A 17,074-nucleotide genomic window follows, 5' to 3' on the forward strand; every position below is an offset into this window, starting at 1 on the left:
GGTGCTTCCTTTCATTGGCCGCGAAACTGCGGCGGGCGTTTGGCGAAGAAGGCCTCTATGCCTTCGCGCATGTCCGCGGTGCGGGCGCACGCGCCGAAGGCCTGCGCCTCGGCCGCGAGCTGCTCGGGCAGGCTGCGGCCTGCGCTGCCGCGCATCAGGCGGCGCATGCGGCCGTAGGCCACGGTGGGGCCGGCGGCGATGCGCGCGGCGAAGGCCTGCGCGGCGGCGTCCAGCTCGGCGGCGGGCAGCACGCGGTTGACCAGGCCCAGGCGCAGCGCGTCGGCGGCGGTGAAGGTCTCGCCCAGCAGCGCGATCTCCAGCGCGTGGCGCAGGCCCACCAGGCGCGGCAGCGCCCAGGAAGCGCCCACGTCGCAGCTCGTGCCGAGGTTGATGTAGGCCAGGTTGAACTTCGTGCCCTCGGCCGCGAGCACGAAGTCGCACATCAGCATCAGCGACAGGCCCGCGCCCGCCGCCGCGCCATGCACCTGGGCGATGACGGGGGCGTCCAGCGCTTCCAGCAGCACCAGGGCCTCGTTGAGCGGCTCCAGCAGGTCCTTGGCGCCCTGCACCGGGTCGGCGCGCAGGGTGGCCAGATCGCCCCCGGCGACGAAGGCGCGGCCGCTGCCCTGCAGCAGCACGGCGCGCACGCCAGAGTCTTGCGCGATGGCACGCACGGCGCCCAGCAGCGCGATCGCGGTGGGCACGTCGAGCGCGTTCATGGCCTCGGGGCGGTCGAAGCGCAGCGTGGCGATGGCGCCCTGGCGCGTGTGGATTAAGGGAGTGGTGGTCATGCGGTGCTACTTGAACGATAGCTTCCAGCGCTTGATGGACAAGCGCTGGAGGCCATTTTGACTATGAATAAAGCGCCTCGATCTCGGCGGCGTAGGCCTTGTAGATGCTGGAGCGGCGCACCTTCATGGTGGCGGTGACCTCGCCGTCGTCGTGGTCCAGCTCTTTGGTGAGCAGGTGGAACTTGCGGATCTGCGCCACCTGGGCCAGCCTGGCGTTGCCGCAGGCGATCTCCGCGTTGATGAGCTCGCGCACCTCGGGCGTCTCGACCAGCGAGCGGAAATGCGTGAACGCGATGCGCCGCGCCTCGGCCCACTTGCCCACGGTCTCGTAGTCGATCATCACCAGCGCGCCGACGAACTTGCGCCCCTCAGCCACGATGACGCACTCCTTGATGTAGGGGCTGGCCTTCATGGTGTTCTCGATCTCGGACGGCGTGAGGTTCTTGCCGCCCGCGGTGATCATGATGTCCTTGAGGCGGTCCACGATCCTGATCTGGCCGCCTTCCTCGCGCACCACGTCGCCCGTGTGCAGCCAGCCGTCCACGATGGACGTGGCCGTGGCCTCGGGGTTCTTGTAGTAGCCCGCGAACACCATCTCGCCGCGGATCTGCAGCTCGCCGTTGTCCGCGACGCGGTACTCAACGCCCTCCGTGACGGGGCCGACGGTGCCCACGCTCACGTGGTCGAGGTCGTGGCCCGTGACCATGCCGGTCGATTCGGTCAGGCCGTAGACCTCGATGAGCGGCACGCCCAGGGTGCGGAAGAATCGCACCACGTCGGGCGCAATGGGCGCGGCGCCGGTCAGCGCCACGCGCGCGTCGCGCAGGCCTATGAAGTTCTGCAGCGCGCGCAGCACCAGCCAGTAGTGCAGGGCATGGCGCAGGCGCTCGCCCAGCGTCCACTGGCCGTGCGGCTTCTCGGCCAGCGGGGCGCAGGCGGCCATGGCGCGCTGGAAGAGATGCCGGCGCAGCGGGCCGGTCTCCTGCATCTTGATGGTGATGGCCGAGTGCAGCTTCTCCCAGATGCGCGGCACGCCCAGGAACATGGTGGGCGCGACTTCCCGCAGGTCTTCCTGCACGGTGCGGATGGATTCGCCGAAGTTCACCGTTGAACCCAAGTAGACGGGGCAGAAGGTGGTGAGCATCTGCTCGGCCACGTGGCACAGCGGCAGGTAGGACAGGTGCGTGGTGTGCGCGTCCAGGCGCAGGCGCTCGATGATGCCGGGGCTGACGCCGCGCATGTTGCGCCACGAAATCATCGCGCCCTTGGGCTTGCCCGTGGAGCCCGAGGTGTAGATCATCAGCCCCACGTCGTCGAGCTTCTGGCGCGCCAGCAGCTCGTCGATCAGCGCCTGGCTGTGCACGCCCGCGCCCAGGCGCTCCACCTCGTCGAAGGTGGTGATGAGCGCGCGGTGCTCGGGCGCGAAGCTGCGCAGGCCCTTGGTCTCCATGACGATGATCTTCTTCAGGCGCGGGAGCTGGTCTAGCGCCTCCAGCACCTTGTCGGTCTGCTCCTGGTCCTCGCAGACCATGATGTCGATGTCGGCATGGCCGACCACGTAGGCCACCTCGGCCGTGGGGCTGGTGGGGTACACGCCCACGGTGATGCCGCCCGCCAAGCCCGCGCCCATCTGCGCGAGCACCCATTCGATGCGGTTCTCGGCGATCACGCCCACGTGGCCGCCCGCGGGCAGCCCCAGCTGCAGCAGGCCCTGGCCGAAATGCGCGGCGCGCTCGTAGTACTGCGCCCAGGTCACGGGCTTCCAGATGCCGAAGTCCTTTTGCCGGATGGCCACGCGCTGGGCATCGCGCTGCGCGCGCTGGCGCAGCATCTGGGGCAGGGTGAGTTCGGGAAGATTCATGAGAGCCAGCGCTTGCGGCGCTTGTAATGCTTGACGTCCTTGAAGCTCTTGGCCTCGCCGCCGCCGCCCATGCCGAGGTAGAACTCGCGCACGTCGGGGTCGTTCGCCAGGCGCTCGGCCGTGCCGTCGATGACGATCTTGCCGTTTTCCATGATGTAGCCGCTGTGCGCCACGGCCAGCGCCACGGTGGCGTTCTGCTCCACGAGCAGCATGGAGGTGCCGCGCTCGGCGTTGATGCGCGCGATGATGCCGAAGATGTCCTCGGTGAGCTTCGGCGACAGGCCCAGCGAGGGCTCGTCGAGCAGGATCAGCTCGGGCTGGGCGATGAGCGCGCGGCCGATCGCCAGCATCTGCTGCTCGCCGCCCGACAGGTACCCGGCCAGGCCCTTGCGCCGCTCGTGCAGGCGCGGGAAATATTCGTACACCAGGTCGAAGTCGGGCTTGGCGGCACCGTCGCGCCCGGCGAGCGCGTAGGTCGAGGCGACGAGGTTCTCCTCGATCGTCAGGTCCTCGAAGATGCGCCGCCCCTCCATCACGTGCGACAGGCCCCGGCGCACGAGCAGCTGCGGTGCGATGCCGGCGGTGGCCTGCCCGTTGAAGCTGATGCTGCCCGACGCGAGCGCGCCGTTCTCCAGCGGCAGCAGGCCCGAGACGGCCTTGAGCGTGGTGCTCTTGCCCGCGCCGTTGCTGCCCAGCAGCGCCACGATCTGCCCGCGCGGCACGGCCAGCGACAGGCCGCGCAGGGCCTGCACCACCTTGTTGTAGATGACCTCGATGTTGTTCACTTCGAGGACGTTGTCCGTGGCGCGCGGGGTCATGGCCGGGGTCAGAGCTTGATCCAGTCGGAGGCGGCGACCATCTTCTGCGCCTTCATGTCGGCCTTGTAGACGCGGCCCACGGGGATGGAATTGCCGGTAATGGTCAGCGGCACGCCGATCAGGCCGCCTGTGTCGAAGTCCTTGATGCTGTTGTGCGCGGCCTTGAGATTGGCGCCCGTGAGCGGCTTGTTCGCATCCAGGCAGCGCTTGGCCGATTCGAGGAACAGCATCGCCGCCAGGAAGCCCTGCATGTAGGCCGTGCTCTGGTACTCGGGGCGCATGGCGCGGATCTTCTCCAGCATGGGCGCCTTCTCGGTGTCGTAGTAGTAGCGGTAGGGCATCACGCCCATGAAGCCGTCGCCGGCCTCGCCCATCTTCATGACGGTGGAGCTGTCCATGGTCCAGAAGGTGCCCATCCACTTCGACTTCATGCCCTGCTGCTTGCCCTGGGTGATGAACTCGGGGATGGGCGCGAGGATGTAGCCGTGGAAGATGGTGTAGTCGGGCGCGGCGCGGCGCAGCTTGATGACCTCGGTGGAAACGTCCACGCTGCCCGCGGGCGTCATGATCTTGATGGGCACCGACAGGCCCAGCTTCTTCGCCTCGGCTTCGCTTTTCTCGATCGGGTCGCGGCCGAACTCGGAGTCGGAATACACGAAGGCCACCTTGGCGCCGGGCTTTTCCTTGGCGATGTGCTTGAGCAGGATGCCGAACATCTCGGTGTAGTCGGGGCCGACGAGGAACTGGTTCGGGTACTTCTTCGGGTCGTTGAGCTCGCTGGCGAACGAGGCGCCGGCCATGAGGATGTTGCCGTTCCTCTCCAGCTCGGGGTTGATGGTCTTGGCGAAGCCGGTGGAGTCGCCGTAGTAGACGTTGACCTTGTTCTGGCTGGTGATCTTCTTGAACGCGGCCACCGACACGTCCACCTTGTAGCCCGTGTCCTCGGGCACGTAGCGCACCTTGCGGCCCTTGATGCCGCCGGCGTCGTTGACGATCTTCACGTAGTCCTGAATGCCGGCGTTGATGCCCACGCCCGCGAAGGCGAACACGCCGGTCATGGGGATGGAGCCGCCGATAACGATCTCCTCCGCCCCCTGGGCCAGCACCGACAGCGGGTGCGCGAGCGCGGCGGCTCCGGTGGCGGCCGCGCCGAGCATGAGGCGGCGGCGTTTCTGGGAAATGCGTTGCATGTCTGTCTCCTTTAATTACGGAAGGGCCACAGGTGGAAGAAGCGGCGCACGCGGCGCCATATTTCTGCGAGCCCGAGCGGCTCGAACACCAGAAAACCGATGATGAGTGCGCCAAACACGATCAGGCGCACGGGCGAGAGGAACACGGCCAGCGCGGCGCCACCGGGCAGCAGGTCCACGATGAGCTTGAGCAGCTCGGGCACCATGGTCATGAACACCGCGCCGAGGATTCCGCCCAGGATCGATCCCATGCCGCCGACGATGATGGCCGCGAGGAAGAAGATCGACATCGACAGCGGAAAGCTCTCGGGCGTGACCACGCGGAAGAAGTAGGCCCACAGCCCCCCGGCGATGCCGGCGTAGAACGACGACAGGCCGAACGACAGCAGCTTGTAGCGCAGCAGCGGGATGCCCAGCACCTCGGCCGAGATGTCGCGGTCGCGTATGGCGATGAAGGCGCGCCCGATGCGCGTGCGAAACAGGTTGGCCGCGCCCAGCAGCATGAGCAGCGTCACGGGCACGATGAGCCAGTACAGGCGGAACGACGTGTCCAGGTCCATGCCAAGCAGGCGCGCGGGCGGCATGGAGATGCCCGCCGTGCCGCCCGTGATCTGGAAGTTGGCGAACAGGAAATGCGCGATGAACGAGGCCGCGATCGTGGCGATCGCCAGGTACAGGCCCTTGACGCGCAGCGACGGGATGCCCACCACGATGCCGCCCAGCATGGCCACCACGCCGCCCGCGAGCAGGTTCAGGAGGAACGGCGTGCCCAGGCGCGTCTGCAGGATCGCCACGGTGTATGCGCCCAGGCCCATGAAGGCGGCCTGCCCCAGGCTCACCAGGCCCGTGTAGCCCGTGAGGATGTTGAGGCCCGTGCTGCTCGCCACGTTGATGGCGACGAGGCAGGCCATGTAGAGCCAGTAGTCGCTGGCCGCGAAGGGGAACAGCAGCAGCAGCGCGGCGGCGATGATGAGCCACGCATGCTGCGTACGCGAGTCGAACAGCGCCGCATCGGCGACGTAGCTTTCCTTGAGGGTGCCGATACGCATCAGAGTCTCTCTATCTCGTGGGTGCCGAACAGGCCGTAGGGCCGCGCCATCAGGATGACGACCAGCACCACGAAGGTGGCCAGCAGCTTGTATTCGCCGCCCAGGTAGGCGCCGGCCAGCGCCTCCACCAGGCCGATAAGGATGCCGCCCACGAGCGCGCCGAGCACGCTGTCGAGCCCGCCCACGATGACGACCACAAGCACCGACAGGCCGAACACGCCCATGGAGGACGAGATGCCGCCGATCGAGCCGACGATGATCCCCGAGACCGCCGCGAGCATGGCAGACGCCACCCACGCCAGCGAGAACACGCGCGGCACGTTGATGCCCACCGAATAGGCCGCGGCCTGGTCGCTCGCCGTGGCGCGCAGCGCCACGCCGCCGCGCCAGTAGCGGAACACCAGCAGCACAGCCGCGATGAACACGGCCGCGATCACCGCGCCCCAGAACACCTTGGGCGCGAGGAAGGCGTCGCCGATCATGATCGGGTCGCCGGGCATGAACTCGGGCAGGCGGCGCTGGTCGGCCGTCCAGACCATCTCCACCAGGCCGATGAGCACCGAGGACAGGCCCACGGTGACCATGAAGACGGAGATCGGCGGCTCGCCCAGCAGCGGGCGGATCATGGTGCGCTCAATCACCGCGCCCAGCAAGCCGCAGGCCAGCACGGCGGCCGGAATCGCCAGCCACAGCGGCAGCGCCCACATGGCGGCGAAGGTGAAGAACAGGTAGCCGCCGGCCATGAGCATCTCGCCGATGGCGATGTTCACCACGCGCGTGGCCTTGTAGACCATGACGAAGGCCAGCGCGGCGAGCGCGTACAGGCCGCCGCTGGCGATGCCGGTCAGGCTGATTTCGAACAGGTAGGCCCAGTCCATCATGCGGCAGCTCCTGCGGCCGCGCGCAGCTTGGCGCGCAGCTCATCGACGTTGCCCGATCCCAGGTAGGCGCGGCCCACTTCCGGGTCGGCCTGCACCACGGCCGGCACGCCCTGCGCGATGACCTGGCCGAAGTTGAGCACCACCACGTGGTCCGACAGGTCCATGACCATGCCCATGTCGTGCTCCACCATGAGCACCGTCACGCCCCACTCGGCGCGCACGTCAAGGATGAAGCGCGCCATGTCCTCCGTCTCCTCGCGGTTCATGCCGGCCACGGGCTCGTCGAGCATGAGGATCTCGGGCTGCATGGCGAGGGCCCGGGCCATCTCCACGCGCTTTTGCAGGCCGTACGACAGGGCCGATACGGGGGCGTGGCGGATGTGGTCGATCTCCAGGAAGTCGATGATGCGTTCCTCGATGTCGCGGCGCAGTTCGGCCTCCTCGCGGCGCGCGCGGCCCCAGTACAGCAGCGCGTCGAACACGTTGGTCTGCAGGTGCGCGTGGCGCCCGAGCTTGATGTTGTCGAGCACCGTCATGCCGCGGAACAGCGCGATGTTCTGGAAGCTGCGCCCCAGGCCCATGCGGGCACGCTGCGGCGCGGGGATGCGCGTGATGTCCTGGCCCTTGAACCGGATGCTGCCTTTCGAGGGCCGGTAGAAGCCCGAGATGGTGTTGAACAACGAGGTCTTGCCCGCGCCGTTGGGCCCGATCACGGCGGTGATGGAGCCCGGCTGCACGGCGAAGCCCACGCCCGACAGCGCCCGCACGCCGCCGAACGCCAGCGTCACGCTGTCCACCTGCAGCAGGGGCGGGGCGGTGGTGTGCGCGCCGCGCGCAAGCGTTGTCTCCATCGGTTTCCTCTACGGGTTTTTGCGCAATCAGGTAAATCTACTTTTACGTAGACTCGTTACTCGTGAGTAGATTTTTGGAGTGTCCCGCCTTTCCGGGCATCGGGACTTTCCCGGAACACAAGAGGCCATCAGCATGGGTTCATCCTCCACCGCCGCCACCCCGGCCGCCCGGCGCGCACGCAAGCCGGCCGACGATTCGCCCTGGGCGCGCGAGAAAGAGCGCGCACAGCAGCGCGAGGCCAAGCGCAACGCCGTGCTGTCCACAGCGGCCCAGATGTTCAACGAGCGGGGTTTCCACGCCACCTCGCTGGACGACATCGCAGCGCGGCTGCACGTGACCAAGCCCACGCTGTACTACTACGTGAAGAACAAGGACGAGATCCTGCTGGAGTGCGTGAGGAAGGGCCTGCACATGACGCTCGACGGCATAGAGGCCTCGCGCGCGGCAGGCGGCAACGCCGTGGACCAGCTGCGCGCCTGCATGCAGGTGTATGCCGACATCGTCACCCAGCCCTTCGGCATGTGCCTGATCCGCGTGGGCGACGAGGAAGTGCCCGAGCCCAGCCGCACCGAGCTGCGCCGCATGAAGTCCGAGATCGACCAGGCCTTCCGGCGCCTGGTGGCGCAGGGCGTGCAGGAGGGCTCGCTCAGCGCCTGCGACCCGAAAATGACGGCCTTCGTCATCGCCGGCGCCCTGAGCTGGATCGGGCGCTGGTACCAGCCCGACGGCAGCTACAGCGCCGCGCAGGTGGCCGAGCAATGCATCGCCACGCTGATGAACGGCGTGCTCAGGCAGGCCGCCCGGGCCGCGCCGCCCAGGGCCAGGAAGAAGGCCTCATAGAAGCAGAGCCACCGCGCCCGAGAAGCTCAGGAACGCCAGCGCGGTGGACACCAGGATGATGCGCGCCACGCGCCCCCCGTGCGCGCCGAAGCGCTCCACCAGCAGCGCCACGTTGCTCGCGCTGGGCAGCGCGGCCAGCAGCACGAGCACGGTGAACGTGAAGGACGACAGCGGCGCGCTCAGCGCGATCGCCGCGCGGCCCACGCACCAGACGAGCAGCGGGTGCACGACGAGCTTGGCCAGCGCAATGGGCACGTAGCGGCCCGGCGGCACGTATTCGTGCTGGTTCATCTGCGAGCGCGCCAGCACCGCGCCTATGGTGAACAGCGCCACGGGCGAGGCCGCGCCCGCGAGCATGGCCAGGGTCTTGTCCACCGGCCCGGGCAGCTGCCACTGCAGCGCCGAGGCCACGCCGCCGAGCACGATGGACCAGGGCATGGGGTTGACGGCCATGCCGCGCGCCGCGTTGCGCAACGCCACCGCCACGCCGTGCGCGCCCGCGCCGTCCAGGCGCGAGAGGGCGATGCACAGCGAGGTGGTGACGACCATGTCCAGCGCCATGCTCAGGATCACGGGGCCGGCGCTGTGCTCGCCCAGCAGCGCCACCAGCAGTGGCACGCCCATGAAGCCGGTGTTGGGAAAGGTGGCGACCAGCGCGCCGAAGGCCGCGTCGTTCCACCCCACGGAGCGCCTGGTGAGCGCGACGGTGCCACCCACCATGAGCAGCGCGCACAATAGGTAGACACCCGCCACGGCCGGGTCGAGCAGTTGCGCGATCGGCGTCTGCGCACCGAAACGGTACAGCATGCAGGGCAGCGCGAAGTACAGCACGAAGCTGTTGAGGCCGCCTATGGCCGACGCGGGCAGCGCCCCGCCGCGCGTGGCGAGGTAGCCGCAGAGCACGAGGGCGAAGAAGGGGAAGGTAACCAGCAGTACGGAGAGCACGGGCGCGATTGTCGCAGCGGCCGACACATCCCCACACCACTGCAACCACCCCATACGGGCATCGCGGCGCCATAGGGGCCGCTATCATCGGCGGCCTTGTGTGTCTCCCGCCCGTCGCCGCCGCCGGCCGATGGTGCGCCCTCGCCCCCTTCTCCCATGTCCGGTCTCAATCTCGCCCAGCTGCAGGCAGTGCATTACACCGAAGGCCCGTGCCTCGTGCTGGCCGGCGCGGGCTCGGGCAAGACGCGCGTGATCACGCACAAGATCGCGCGGCTCATCGAGACGGGCCTGGCGCCGCGGCGCATCGCCGCCATCACCTTCACGAACAAGGCCGCGGCCGAGATGCGCGAGCGCGCGGCCGGCCTCATCGGCCGCCAGGCCAAGGACGTGCTGGTGTGCACCTTCCACGCCCTGGGCGTGCGCATGGTGCGCGAGGACGGGCACGTGCTCGGCCTCAAGCCCTCGTTCAGCATCCTCGACCAGGACGACGTGACCGGCATCCTCAAGGACTGCGCGGGCGGCACCACCGACCTGGCCACCGCGCGCCAGTGGCAGTGGACCATCAGCAACTGGAAGAACCAGGGCTGGGACGCGCGCAAGGCGCTCGCGATAGCCAAGGACGACCACGAGCGCAGTATCGCTCTCATCATGCAGCGCTACGAGGAGCGCCTGTCGGCCTACCAGAGCGTGGATTTCGACGACCTGATCGGCATGCCCATGCGCCTCTTGCGCCACCATCCCGAGGTGCGCGAGAAGTGGCAGCGCCTCTTGGGCCACGTGCTGGTGGACGAGTACCAGGACACGAACGCCACGCAGTACGAGCTGCTGAAATACCTGGTGGGCGAGCGCGCGCGCTTCACCGCCGTGGGCGACGACGACCAGAGCATCTACGGCTGGCGCGGCGCGACGCTGGACAACCTGAAGAAGCTGCCGCAGGACTTTCCGCAGCTCAAGGTCATCAAGCTGGAGCAGAACTACCGCTCCACCAGCGCGATCCTGCGCGCGGCCAACAACGTCATCGGGCTCAACCCCAAGCTGTTCCCCAAGACGCTGTTTTCCGAACTCGGCGAGGGCGAACCCGTGCGCGTGGTGGACTGCGACAACGAGGAGCACGAGGCCGAGCGCGCCGTGGCCCGCATCCAGGGCCTGCGCGCGGCCAGCAACCCGCCGCCCGCGTGGAAGGACTTCGCCATCCTCTACCGCGCCAACCACCAGGCCAAGCCGTTCGAGAAGGCGCTGCGAAAGGCAAACATCCCCTACAAGGTCTCGGGCGGTACGAGCTTCTTCGACCGCGCCGAGATCAAGGACCTGTGCGCGTGGTTCCGCCTGTGGATCAACAACGACGACGACCCGGCCTTCCTGCGTGCCGTCACCAGCCCGCGGCGCGGCGTGGGCCACACCACGCTGGGGGCGCTGGGCGAGTTCGCCACGCAGCACAAGCAAAGCATGTTCGGCGCGCTGTTCAACGCCATGCTGCCCGCCGTGATACCCAAGCGCGGCCTGGAGGGGCTGCTGGAGTTCGGCCGCACCATCAACGACCTGGAGCACCGCGCGCGCCACACGCACGGGGCCGAAAATGCGCGCGCGTTCCTGGCCGACTGGCTCAAGGAGATCGGCTACGAGCAGCACCTGTACGACGGCGAGGACAGCGAGAAGGTGGCCGCCGCGCGCTGGAGCAACGTGCTGGAGTTCTGCGACTGGATGGCCCAGCGCGCGGGCGGGCAGGTCGAGGAAGGTACCGGCCTGCAAAGCGAGACCAAGAGCCTGCTCGAAGTGGCGCAGACCATCGCGCTGCTGTCCACCATCTCCGAGCGCGAGCAGGAGCAGGACATGGTGGTGCTCTCCACCCTGCACGCCAGCAAGGGCCTCGAGTGGCCGCACGTCATCCTGGCCGGCGTGACCGAGGGCATGCTGCCCTTCAAGCTCGACGACGACGAGGGCCGCCAGCAGAAGGTGGCCGACGACGTGGCCGCGCGCCTGCAGGAGGAGCGCCGCCTGATGTACGTGGGCATCACCCGCGCCCAGCGCACGCTGGCCGTGAGCTGGACCAAGAAGCGCAAGAAGGGCCGCGAGATGGTCGCCTGCCAGCCCAGCCGCTTCATCGCCGAGATGAAGCTCGACGCCGCCACCGCCCGCGAGAACCCGCGCGACAAGCTGCGCCAGCTGCGCGAGGAATTCGCGCGCAAGGCGCAGGCCGCCGCGGCCACACCGGATTGAACGTCATGCGTACAACTCTGTTTTTGATAGCTTTCAGCGCTTGCCTGATAAGCGCTTGTGCCCAAAACCATTCAAAACCCGCCTGCCCCACGGCCACGCAGATGGAGCAGCCCGAGCTCGTCGGCCGCTGGCAGGCCGACATGCCGGGCCAGAACGGCCCCATCGTGCTGGAGCTGGGCCCGCACCCCGAATGGGACGGCACGGTCAAGGGACACATCCTGCGGCCCGGCTCCAGCGCCGTCGTGGTGGGCGACGTGAACCGCGGCGAGCTGACGCTGGAGGAATCGCGCGACGGCAGGAAGGTGACGGGCAACTGGTTCGGCCAGGTGGTCGAGGGCAGCTGCGCGCGCGAGATCCGCGGCGAATGGACCGACGAGGCCGACCGCCCCTACGCCTTCACGCTGCGCAAGATCGGGGGCCCCCAGCCATGACGCGCCCCCTGCCCTTCCCGCTGCGCTGGTGCGCCGCCCTGCTCGGCGCGGCGCTGCCCCTGGCCAGCCCCGCGCAGCCCGCAGCCCCCGCCGGCGGCGACGCCGGCTGGCGCCAGTGCGCGGCCCTGGCGGACGACAGCCAGGCGCGCCTGGCCTGCTTCGACCGGTGGGCAGGCGAGCAGGCTTGGCAGGCGCCCGCGGCCCCGGCCAGCGCGCAGCCGGCCGCCCCCGGCGACGCGGCGCCCCCGCCCGTGGACGCCGCGCCGCCCACCACGCACACCGCCGAGGCCGTCCAGGCAGACGGCTGCCGCGACGCGCAGTACGGCACGCTCTCGCGCTTCTGGGAGCTGGAGGCCGGCAGCGACTGCGGCGCCTTCCGCTTCCGCGGCTACCGGCCCATGACCGTCTCGGTGGTGGGCGCGAGCAACGTGAACCGGCAGCCCACCTCCGGCAACCCCGAGAACAACGCCGCCAGCCCCATCGACTACCGCCGCACCGAGATGCGCGTGCAGCTGTCGGTGCGCACCAAGCTCGCCCAGGGCCTGCTCACGCGCGGCGAACCCACGCTGCGCGACTCGCTGTGGTTCGGCTATACGCAGCAGTCGTACTGGCAGCTTTTCAGCCCCGACATCTCGCGGCCGTTCCGCAACACGGACCACGAGCCCGAGATCATGTACGTGTACCCCACCGACGCCAAGCTGCCCTTCGGCTGGCGCTGGCGCTACAGCGGCATCGGCCTGGTGCACCAGTCCAACGGCCAGAGCCTGCCGCTGTCGCGCAGCTGGAACCGCGTGTACCTGATGAGCGGCATGGAGCTCGCCGACCGCTGGCGCATCACCGGCCGCATCTGGAAGCGCCTGCACGAGAACGCCGCGAACGACGACAACCCCGGCATCAGCAACTACGTGGGCCGCGCCGAACTGGGCCTGGCCTGGACCCCCGACCCGGACAACACGCTGTCGCTGACCGCGCGCCACTCGCTGGGCGCCACGGCGCGCGGCTCGGTGCGCCTGGAATGGCTGCAAAGCCTGGGCACCAGCTTCGTGGGCCGGCGCACCAACCTGCGCCTGCACACGCAGCTGTTCTCCGGCTACGGCGACAGCCTGATCGACTACAACCGCAGGCGCACCGTGTTCAGCGTGGGCGTGAGCCTGGTGGATTTCTGACCGGGAGGGGGATCAATACCTCCAGTCCTGCGCGTCGAGCACCAGCCGAAAGCCCACGTTGGCACTGGCACTGTACGGGTCCTGCCCCTGGCGTGCGCTGACCCGGTAGCCTTCGCAGTACTCCTCGCTGCACAGGAATGAGCCGCCGCGAATGACGCGCTTGGGCGCATCGGCGCGCAGGCCCTCGGGATCGAAGGATTCGCCGGGCCCGCGCGGATTGGCCACGTCGCCTTTGCGCGCCTGGCGCGCAAAGGCGTCGTAGCGGTACCAGTCTGCGACCCACTGCCACGCATTGCCCGCCATGTCGTACAGGCCATAGCCGTTGGGCGCGTAGCTTGCCACGGGGGCGGTGCCCGGCATTACCTTGGCCGAGGCGACCGGAAACACCTGCGGCTGCGCGCTCCAGGTCCTGGCCATCGGCCGGCCTTCGGGCTCCAGCAGGTGGCCCCACGCGAAGCGCTGCTGGTCGAGCCCGCCGCGCGCCGCGTACTCCCATTCGGCCTCCGTCGGAAGCCGCTTGCCGGCCCAGCGCGCATAGGCCTGGGCGTCCTCGTAGGACACCTGCACCACGGGGTGGTCCTCCTTGCCCCGCAAGTCCGACTGCGGGCCCTGCGGGTGGCGCCAGCTGGCGCCGGGCATGTAGCGCCACCAGCGCATGTAGTCGGCCAGCGAAACCGGCTGCGACGTGCCCGCGAACACCAGCGCGCCGGGCACCATCGCCCCGGCCGGCGGCCGGGGCGTACCCGGCGGAAGCTGGGCCTGCAGGCTGGGCCAGTCGGGCACGCGCTCGGCGGTCGTCACGTAGCCCGTGGCCCGGACGAACTGCTCGAACTGGCGATTCGTCACGTGCGTGCGGTCCATCCAGAAACCCGCCACGCGCACGCCGTGGCCGGGCTTCTCGTTGGGCAAGGCCTTGCTGCTGGTGTTGCCCATCACGAATCGCCCGGCAGGCACCCAGACCATGCCGGCGGGGCCGCTGCGGCCGTCGCCGACGGTCCCGCCCGCGGGCGCTGTGCGCGCCGCTGCGATCCAGGCCACGGCGGCGCCCGCCAGCGCGAGCGCTGCGGCGGCCAGGGACAGGGCGATGGCGCGGCGCGGCCCATGAGCGCGCCAGTGCATCGCGGCGGCGAGCTGTGTCATCGCTGGCTCCTTTCGTCGGCGCGGCGCCGCGTCATTCCTGGCCCGGGTTGATGATCTGCCGCGGCACGCCCTTGCGCCAGTCGAAGTAGTCGAACAGGTTCTTCGCCAGGTAGTCGTAGTCCCACGCCATCACGCTGTTGGCCCGCGCCCAGGCGTCGTAGCGGGCCGCCATGTCAGCCACGCGCTGCGGGTACTTCGCCGCTAGATCCAGGGTTTCGCCGCGGTCGGCATCGGTGTCGAACAGCTGCCAACGCGCCTCGCCGTAGGGCTTGGGCAGCCAGGTGATCTTCCAGCGGCCCTGGCGGTACTCCTTGTTGCCGAAGAGTTCGGAGCCGCGCTCGAAGTCCGCGCCGCGCGCAGCGGCGGCCCGGCCTTGCAGTACCGGCGCGAAGGACACCCCCTTGAGCGGCGCCAGCGACACGCCGTTGCGCTCGGTGCCGCGATCGGCCCCGGCGATCTGCATAACCGTTGGGAAGATGTCCTCGACGCCGAGAAAGCCGTCGTTGATCGAGCCCGGCTTCGCCACCCCGGGGCCGCGCACGATCATCGGCGAGAGGGTGCCGCCCTCGGTGCCGATCATCTTGAACAGCTTGAACGGCGACGCGCTCGCGCTCGCCCAGCCCGGCCCCACGCCGGCGAACGACAGCGGCGCGCCGAGGTTGGCCTGCGAGGTGTCGAACGTCGCCTTGATCCACTTGCCGTCGGCGTTGCCCGGGTACAGGTCCATGTAGGCGCCCGAGGGGCCGTTGTCGGAAATGAAAAAGATCAGCGTGTCGTCGTAGGCACCCGTGCGCTTGAGCTCGTCGATGACGCGGCCGATGTTCCAGTCCATGTTGTCCACCATGGCTGCATAGACCTCCATGATCCGCTCCTGGCGCTGCCGCTCCGCGGGGTCGAGCTGGCTCCACGGCTGGAACAGCGGGGCGGTCGGCGACATCCTGGTGCCAGCCGGCACGACGCCCATCTGCAGCATGCGGCGGTACAGCTGCTGCCTCGCGGCGTCATAGCCCTGCGAGAACTTGCCACGGTACTTCGCGATGGCATCGGCCGGCGCGTGCAGCGGATCGTGCACGGCCTGGTATGCGAGGTAGCCGAAGAACGGCTTGCCGGCCTGCTGCGCCTCCTTCATGTACTTGAGGAAGCGGTCCGTGTACAGGTTGGACGAGAACTCGCCCGTGTCGCGCGCGATCGGCTTGTCGTCCTCGGTGAAGCGCGACTTGGGGTTCACGCCCAGCAGGCCGTTGTCGTCCCAGTGGCTGCCGCCCGGGCCGACCAGGACGTACGAACGCTCGAAGCCGCGCGCCTTCGGCAGTTGCCCGGGCTTGCCCCCCAGGTGCCACTTGCCCGCCATGAAGGTCGCATAGCCGCGCTCCTTCATCACCTCGGCGATGGTCTTGACGCAGCCGTTCATCGAGCCGATGTAGCTGTCCGGGTACTTGTCCATCTCCGGCGTGCGGTACTCGCCCATGGACCCCATGCCCGCCACGTGGTTGTCGACGCCGGACAGCAGTTGCGCGCGCGTCGGCGAGCAGGTTGCATGCACGTGGAAGTTGGTGAAGCGCATGCCCTCGGCCGCCAGGGCCTTGAGCGCTGGGGTCTCGATCACGTCCTGGCCGAAGGGCTCGATGTCGTTGTATCCGAGGTCGTCAGCCAGGATGATGAGGATGTTGGGCAGCTTGGCGGCGGCGGTGCGCGCCGGCACGCCCGGACCAGCCGCTGCGGCCTGCGTCGGCAATGCGCCGCGGTCGCCGGCGCAGCCGGCCACCGCGGCCAGGACCGCCGCGAGCGCGGCGGCGTGGGCGGCTTGTCGGAAAAGGAAATGGATCGTCATGGTGATTTCTGCGGGTCGGATGGATTGAAGAGTGCGTGGCTGGCCACGCGATGCGGGTCGGCCGCAATCGCGCTTTCTTTGTTCTGCCGCCGCCGGTTCAGCCGGCTTCCACGTTGCGGATGAAGTACTCGGGCACCGGCGGCCCCCACTGGTAAAGGGAGTCCTCGGCCGGGTGGCTGCCGGCAGGCCACTTCGCGCCCATGGGGATGTAGTCGATGTCCGCCGAATACTCCGCGAACGAGCCCCAGGGGTCGCGCACGTAGTGGAAGAAGTTCGAGCCGAGCACATGGTGACCCGTGCCCCAGCCTTCGGCGTAGCCGGCTTCGCGCATCTGCTCGCCGCCGCGGCCGACTTCGTCAATGCCGTCCACGTCCCAGGCGCTGTGGTGCCATCCCGGGGCGCTGCTGGCGGCAAAGGCAACCAGGTGGTGGTCGCTGCCGTGGCGCCCGTGCATGAAGGCCACGGCATCGCCGCCGCGGTCGGACAGGCGCAGGCCGAAGGCATCGCTCCAAAACCCGAGCGCGCGCTCGATGTCCGGCGTGAACAGCAGCACGTGCGACAGGCGGCGCGGCCGCACCCTGGGCACGGCGCTGCGGTTGCACATGCCCCGCTCGTTCGGGCCAGCCTGGCGCACGGTACCGTGGACCATCGAGCACGGCGTCATCTTGGGCCCGGCCTTGAGCTGCACGAGATTGCCGTCCGGATCGAGGAGCCAGCGGCCTTCCGCGCTCAGGTACGGCGTGCCTTGCGGCGCCGCCCTGGCGCCCGCAGCCAGCGCCTGGTCGCAGAGCGCCTCGTATTCGTCGCCGTAGCACGACAGCGACAGGTACGCCAGGCGCTTCTTCGGCCCCTGGTGCAGGCGCGCCCAGACATGGGGGGCGGCATGGGCGCGCAATGCAAGGCCGGCGCCTTCCTCGCTCACATCGAGCCCAAACGCCTCGAAGAAGTGGCGCGCCTGGGCGAGCGACGGGACTTCTAGCGCGAAATGGTCGATGGAGTGGATGCCGTAACGGGATTCACCGGGCAGGTTCCAGGACATGACGGGTCTCCTTGACGGGATGC

The 17,074-nt window shown here is 69.0% G+C and carries 15 protein-coding genes; 4 read left to right on the plus strand and 11 right to left on the minus strand.

Annotated features, from left to right (window positions below):
• Positions 1-11: 11 nt before the first annotated feature.
• From ALIDE2_RS21135 to ALIDE2_RS21165, 7 genes are all read right to left on the minus strand, one after another.
• Positions 12-791 carry an enoyl-CoA hydratase/isomerase family protein gene (locus ALIDE2_RS21135; RefSeq protein WP_013520692.1) on the minus strand — a complete coding sequence of 260 codons (780 nt, stop codon included), beginning with the start codon at positions 789-791 and terminating at the stop codon, positions 12-14.
• A gap of 61 nt (positions 792-852) precedes the next feature.
• Entirely contained in the window at positions 853-2,652 is a 1,800-nt protein-coding gene (locus tag ALIDE2_RS21140; protein ID WP_013723085.1) for an AMP-dependent synthetase/ligase, read from the minus strand.
• Positions 2,649-3,470 carry an ABC transporter ATP-binding protein gene (locus ALIDE2_RS21145; protein WP_013520693.1) on the minus strand — a complete coding sequence of 274 codons (822 nt, stop codon included), beginning with the start codon at positions 3,468-3,470 and terminating at the stop codon, positions 2,649-2,651. Before ALIDE2_RS21145 ends, ALIDE2_RS21140 begins: the two co-directional genes overlap by 4 nt.
• An 8-nt stretch (positions 3,471-3,478) precedes the next feature.
• A complete protein-coding gene (locus tag ALIDE2_RS21150; protein WP_013723086.1) occupies positions 3,479-4,660 on the minus strand; it encodes an ABC transporter substrate-binding protein in 1,182 nt (393 codons plus the stop codon).
• Between the two features lie 11 nt (positions 4,661-4,671).
• Positions 4,672-5,709 carry a branched-chain amino acid ABC transporter permease gene (locus ALIDE2_RS21155; protein WP_013723087.1) on the minus strand — a complete coding sequence of 346 codons (1,038 nt, stop codon included), beginning with the start codon at positions 5,707-5,709 and terminating at the stop codon, positions 4,672-4,674.
• On the minus strand, positions 5,709-6,590 hold the full coding sequence (locus ALIDE2_RS21160) for a branched-chain amino acid ABC transporter permease (protein ID WP_013520696.1): 882 nt from the start codon (positions 6,588-6,590) through the stop codon (positions 5,709-5,711). Before ALIDE2_RS21160 ends, ALIDE2_RS21155 begins: the two co-directional genes overlap by 1 nt.
• Positions 6,587-7,441 (minus strand): ABC transporter ATP-binding protein, encoded by an 855-nt coding sequence (locus tag ALIDE2_RS21165; protein ID WP_013520697.1) that lies wholly within the window; start codon positions 7,439-7,441, stop codon positions 6,587-6,589. Before ALIDE2_RS21165 ends, ALIDE2_RS21160 begins: the two co-directional genes overlap by 4 nt.
• Positions 7,442-7,574: 133 nt before the next feature.
• Between ALIDE2_RS21165 and ALIDE2_RS21170 the strand changes: the two genes are divergently transcribed.
• On the plus strand, positions 7,575-8,282 hold the full coding sequence (locus ALIDE2_RS21170; RefSeq protein ID WP_013520698.1) for a TetR/AcrR family transcriptional regulator: 708 nt from the start codon (positions 7,575-7,577) through the stop codon (positions 8,280-8,282).
• Here the strand turns inward: ALIDE2_RS21170 and ALIDE2_RS21175 are convergent.
• Positions 8,277-9,227, minus strand: a complete 951-nt coding sequence (locus ALIDE2_RS21175; RefSeq protein ID WP_041701706.1) for an AEC family transporter — start codon at positions 9,225-9,227, stop codon at positions 8,277-8,279. The two genes, ALIDE2_RS21170 and ALIDE2_RS21175, sit on opposite strands and share 6 nt — an antisense overlap.
• A 156-nt stretch (positions 9,228-9,383) precedes the next feature.
• On the opposite strand from ALIDE2_RS21175, the gene ALIDE2_RS21180 reads away from it, so the two are divergent.
• From ALIDE2_RS21180 to ALIDE2_RS21190, 3 genes are all read left to right on the plus strand, one after another.
• Positions 9,384-11,444, plus strand: a complete 2,061-nt coding sequence (locus tag ALIDE2_RS21180) for an ATP-dependent helicase (RefSeq protein ID WP_013723089.1) — start codon at positions 9,384-9,386, stop codon at positions 11,442-11,444.
• Positions 11,445-11,545: 101 nt separating this feature from the next.
• On the plus strand, positions 11,546-11,875 hold the full coding sequence (locus tag ALIDE2_RS21185; protein ID WP_238530063.1) for a hypothetical protein: 330 nt from the start codon (positions 11,546-11,548) through the stop codon (positions 11,873-11,875).
• Positions 11,872-13,041 (plus strand): phospholipase A, encoded by a 1,170-nt coding sequence (locus tag ALIDE2_RS21190; RefSeq protein ID WP_013520702.1) that lies wholly within the window; start codon positions 11,872-11,874, stop codon positions 13,039-13,041. The genes ALIDE2_RS21185 and ALIDE2_RS21190 overlap by 4 nt, the downstream gene beginning before the upstream one ends.
• Before the next feature lie 12 nt (positions 13,042-13,053).
• Here ALIDE2_RS21190 and ALIDE2_RS21195 read toward each other — a convergent pair whose 3' ends face one another.
• The 3 genes from ALIDE2_RS21195 to ALIDE2_RS21205 all read right to left on the minus strand — a co-directional run bounded on the left by ALIDE2_RS21195 (position 13,054) and on the right by ALIDE2_RS21205 (position 17,051).
• Complete coding sequence (locus ALIDE2_RS21195) at positions 13,054-14,181, minus strand: formylglycine-generating enzyme family protein (RefSeq protein ID WP_013723091.1); 1,128 nt, start codon at positions 14,179-14,181, stop codon at positions 13,054-13,056.
• A 31-nt stretch (positions 14,182-14,212) separates the two neighbouring features.
• A complete protein-coding gene (locus ALIDE2_RS21200; RefSeq protein WP_013723092.1) occupies positions 14,213-16,012 on the minus strand; it encodes an arylsulfatase in 1,800 nt (599 codons plus the stop codon).
• Positions 16,013-16,109: 97 nt separating this feature from the next.
• Positions 16,110-17,051, minus strand: a complete 942-nt coding sequence (locus tag ALIDE2_RS21205; RefSeq protein ID WP_013520705.1) for a VOC family protein — start codon at positions 17,049-17,051, stop codon at positions 16,110-16,112.
• Positions 17,052-17,074: the final 23 nt, after the last annotated feature.

It is taken from the genome of Alicycliphilus denitrificans K601, assembly GCF_000204645.1.
GTDB classification, from domain to species: domain Bacteria; phylum Pseudomonadota; class Gammaproteobacteria; order Burkholderiales; family Burkholderiaceae_C; genus Alicycliphilus; species Alicycliphilus denitrificans.

Excerpts from the sequence above, each read along its gene's own strand:
- ALIDE2_RS21135 (WP_013520692.1), bottom strand. The coding sequence starts at position 791 with ATGACCACCACTCCCTTAATCCACACGCGCCAGGGCGCCATCGCCACG.
- ALIDE2_RS21140 (WP_013723085.1), bottom strand. The coding sequence starts at position 2,652 with ATGAATCTTCCCGAACTCACCCTGCCCCAGATGCTGCGCCAGCGCGCG.
- ALIDE2_RS21145 (WP_013520693.1), bottom strand. The coding sequence starts at position 3,470 with ATGACCCCGCGCGCCACGGACAACGTCCTCGAAGTGAACAACATCGAG.
- ALIDE2_RS21150 (WP_013723086.1), bottom strand. The coding sequence starts at position 4,660 with ATGCAACGCATTTCCCAGAAACGCCGCCGCCTCATGCTCGGCGCGGCC.
- ALIDE2_RS21155 (WP_013723087.1), bottom strand. The coding sequence starts at position 5,709 with ATGCGTATCGGCACCCTCAAGGAAAGCTACGTCGCCGATGCGGCGCTG.
- ALIDE2_RS21160 (WP_013520696.1), bottom strand. The coding sequence starts at position 6,590 with ATGATGGACTGGGCCTACCTGTTCGAAATCAGCCTGACCGGCATCGCC.
- ALIDE2_RS21165 (WP_013520697.1), bottom strand. The coding sequence starts at position 7,441 with ATGGAGACAACGCTTGCGCGCGGCGCGCACACCACCGCCCCGCCCCTG.
- ALIDE2_RS21170 (WP_013520698.1), top strand. The coding sequence starts at position 7,575 with ATGGGTTCATCCTCCACCGCCGCCACCCCGGCCGCCCGGCGCGCACGC.
- ALIDE2_RS21180 (WP_013723089.1), top strand. The coding sequence starts at position 9,384 with ATGTCCGGTCTCAATCTCGCCCAGCTGCAGGCAGTGCATTACACCGAA.
- ALIDE2_RS21185 (WP_238530063.1), top strand. The coding sequence starts at position 11,546 with ATGGAGCAGCCCGAGCTCGTCGGCCGCTGGCAGGCCGACATGCCGGGC.
- ALIDE2_RS21190 (WP_013520702.1), top strand. The coding sequence starts at position 11,872 with ATGACGCGCCCCCTGCCCTTCCCGCTGCGCTGGTGCGCCGCCCTGCTC.
- ALIDE2_RS21195 (WP_013723091.1), bottom strand. The coding sequence starts at position 14,181 with ATGACACAGCTCGCCGCCGCGATGCACTGGCGCGCTCATGGGCCGCGC.
- ALIDE2_RS21200 (WP_013723092.1), bottom strand. The coding sequence starts at position 16,012 with ATGACGATCCATTTCCTTTTCCGACAAGCCGCCCACGCCGCCGCGCTC.
- ALIDE2_RS21205 (WP_013520705.1), bottom strand. The coding sequence starts at position 17,051 with ATGTCCTGGAACCTGCCCGGTGAATCCCGTTACGGCATCCACTCCATC.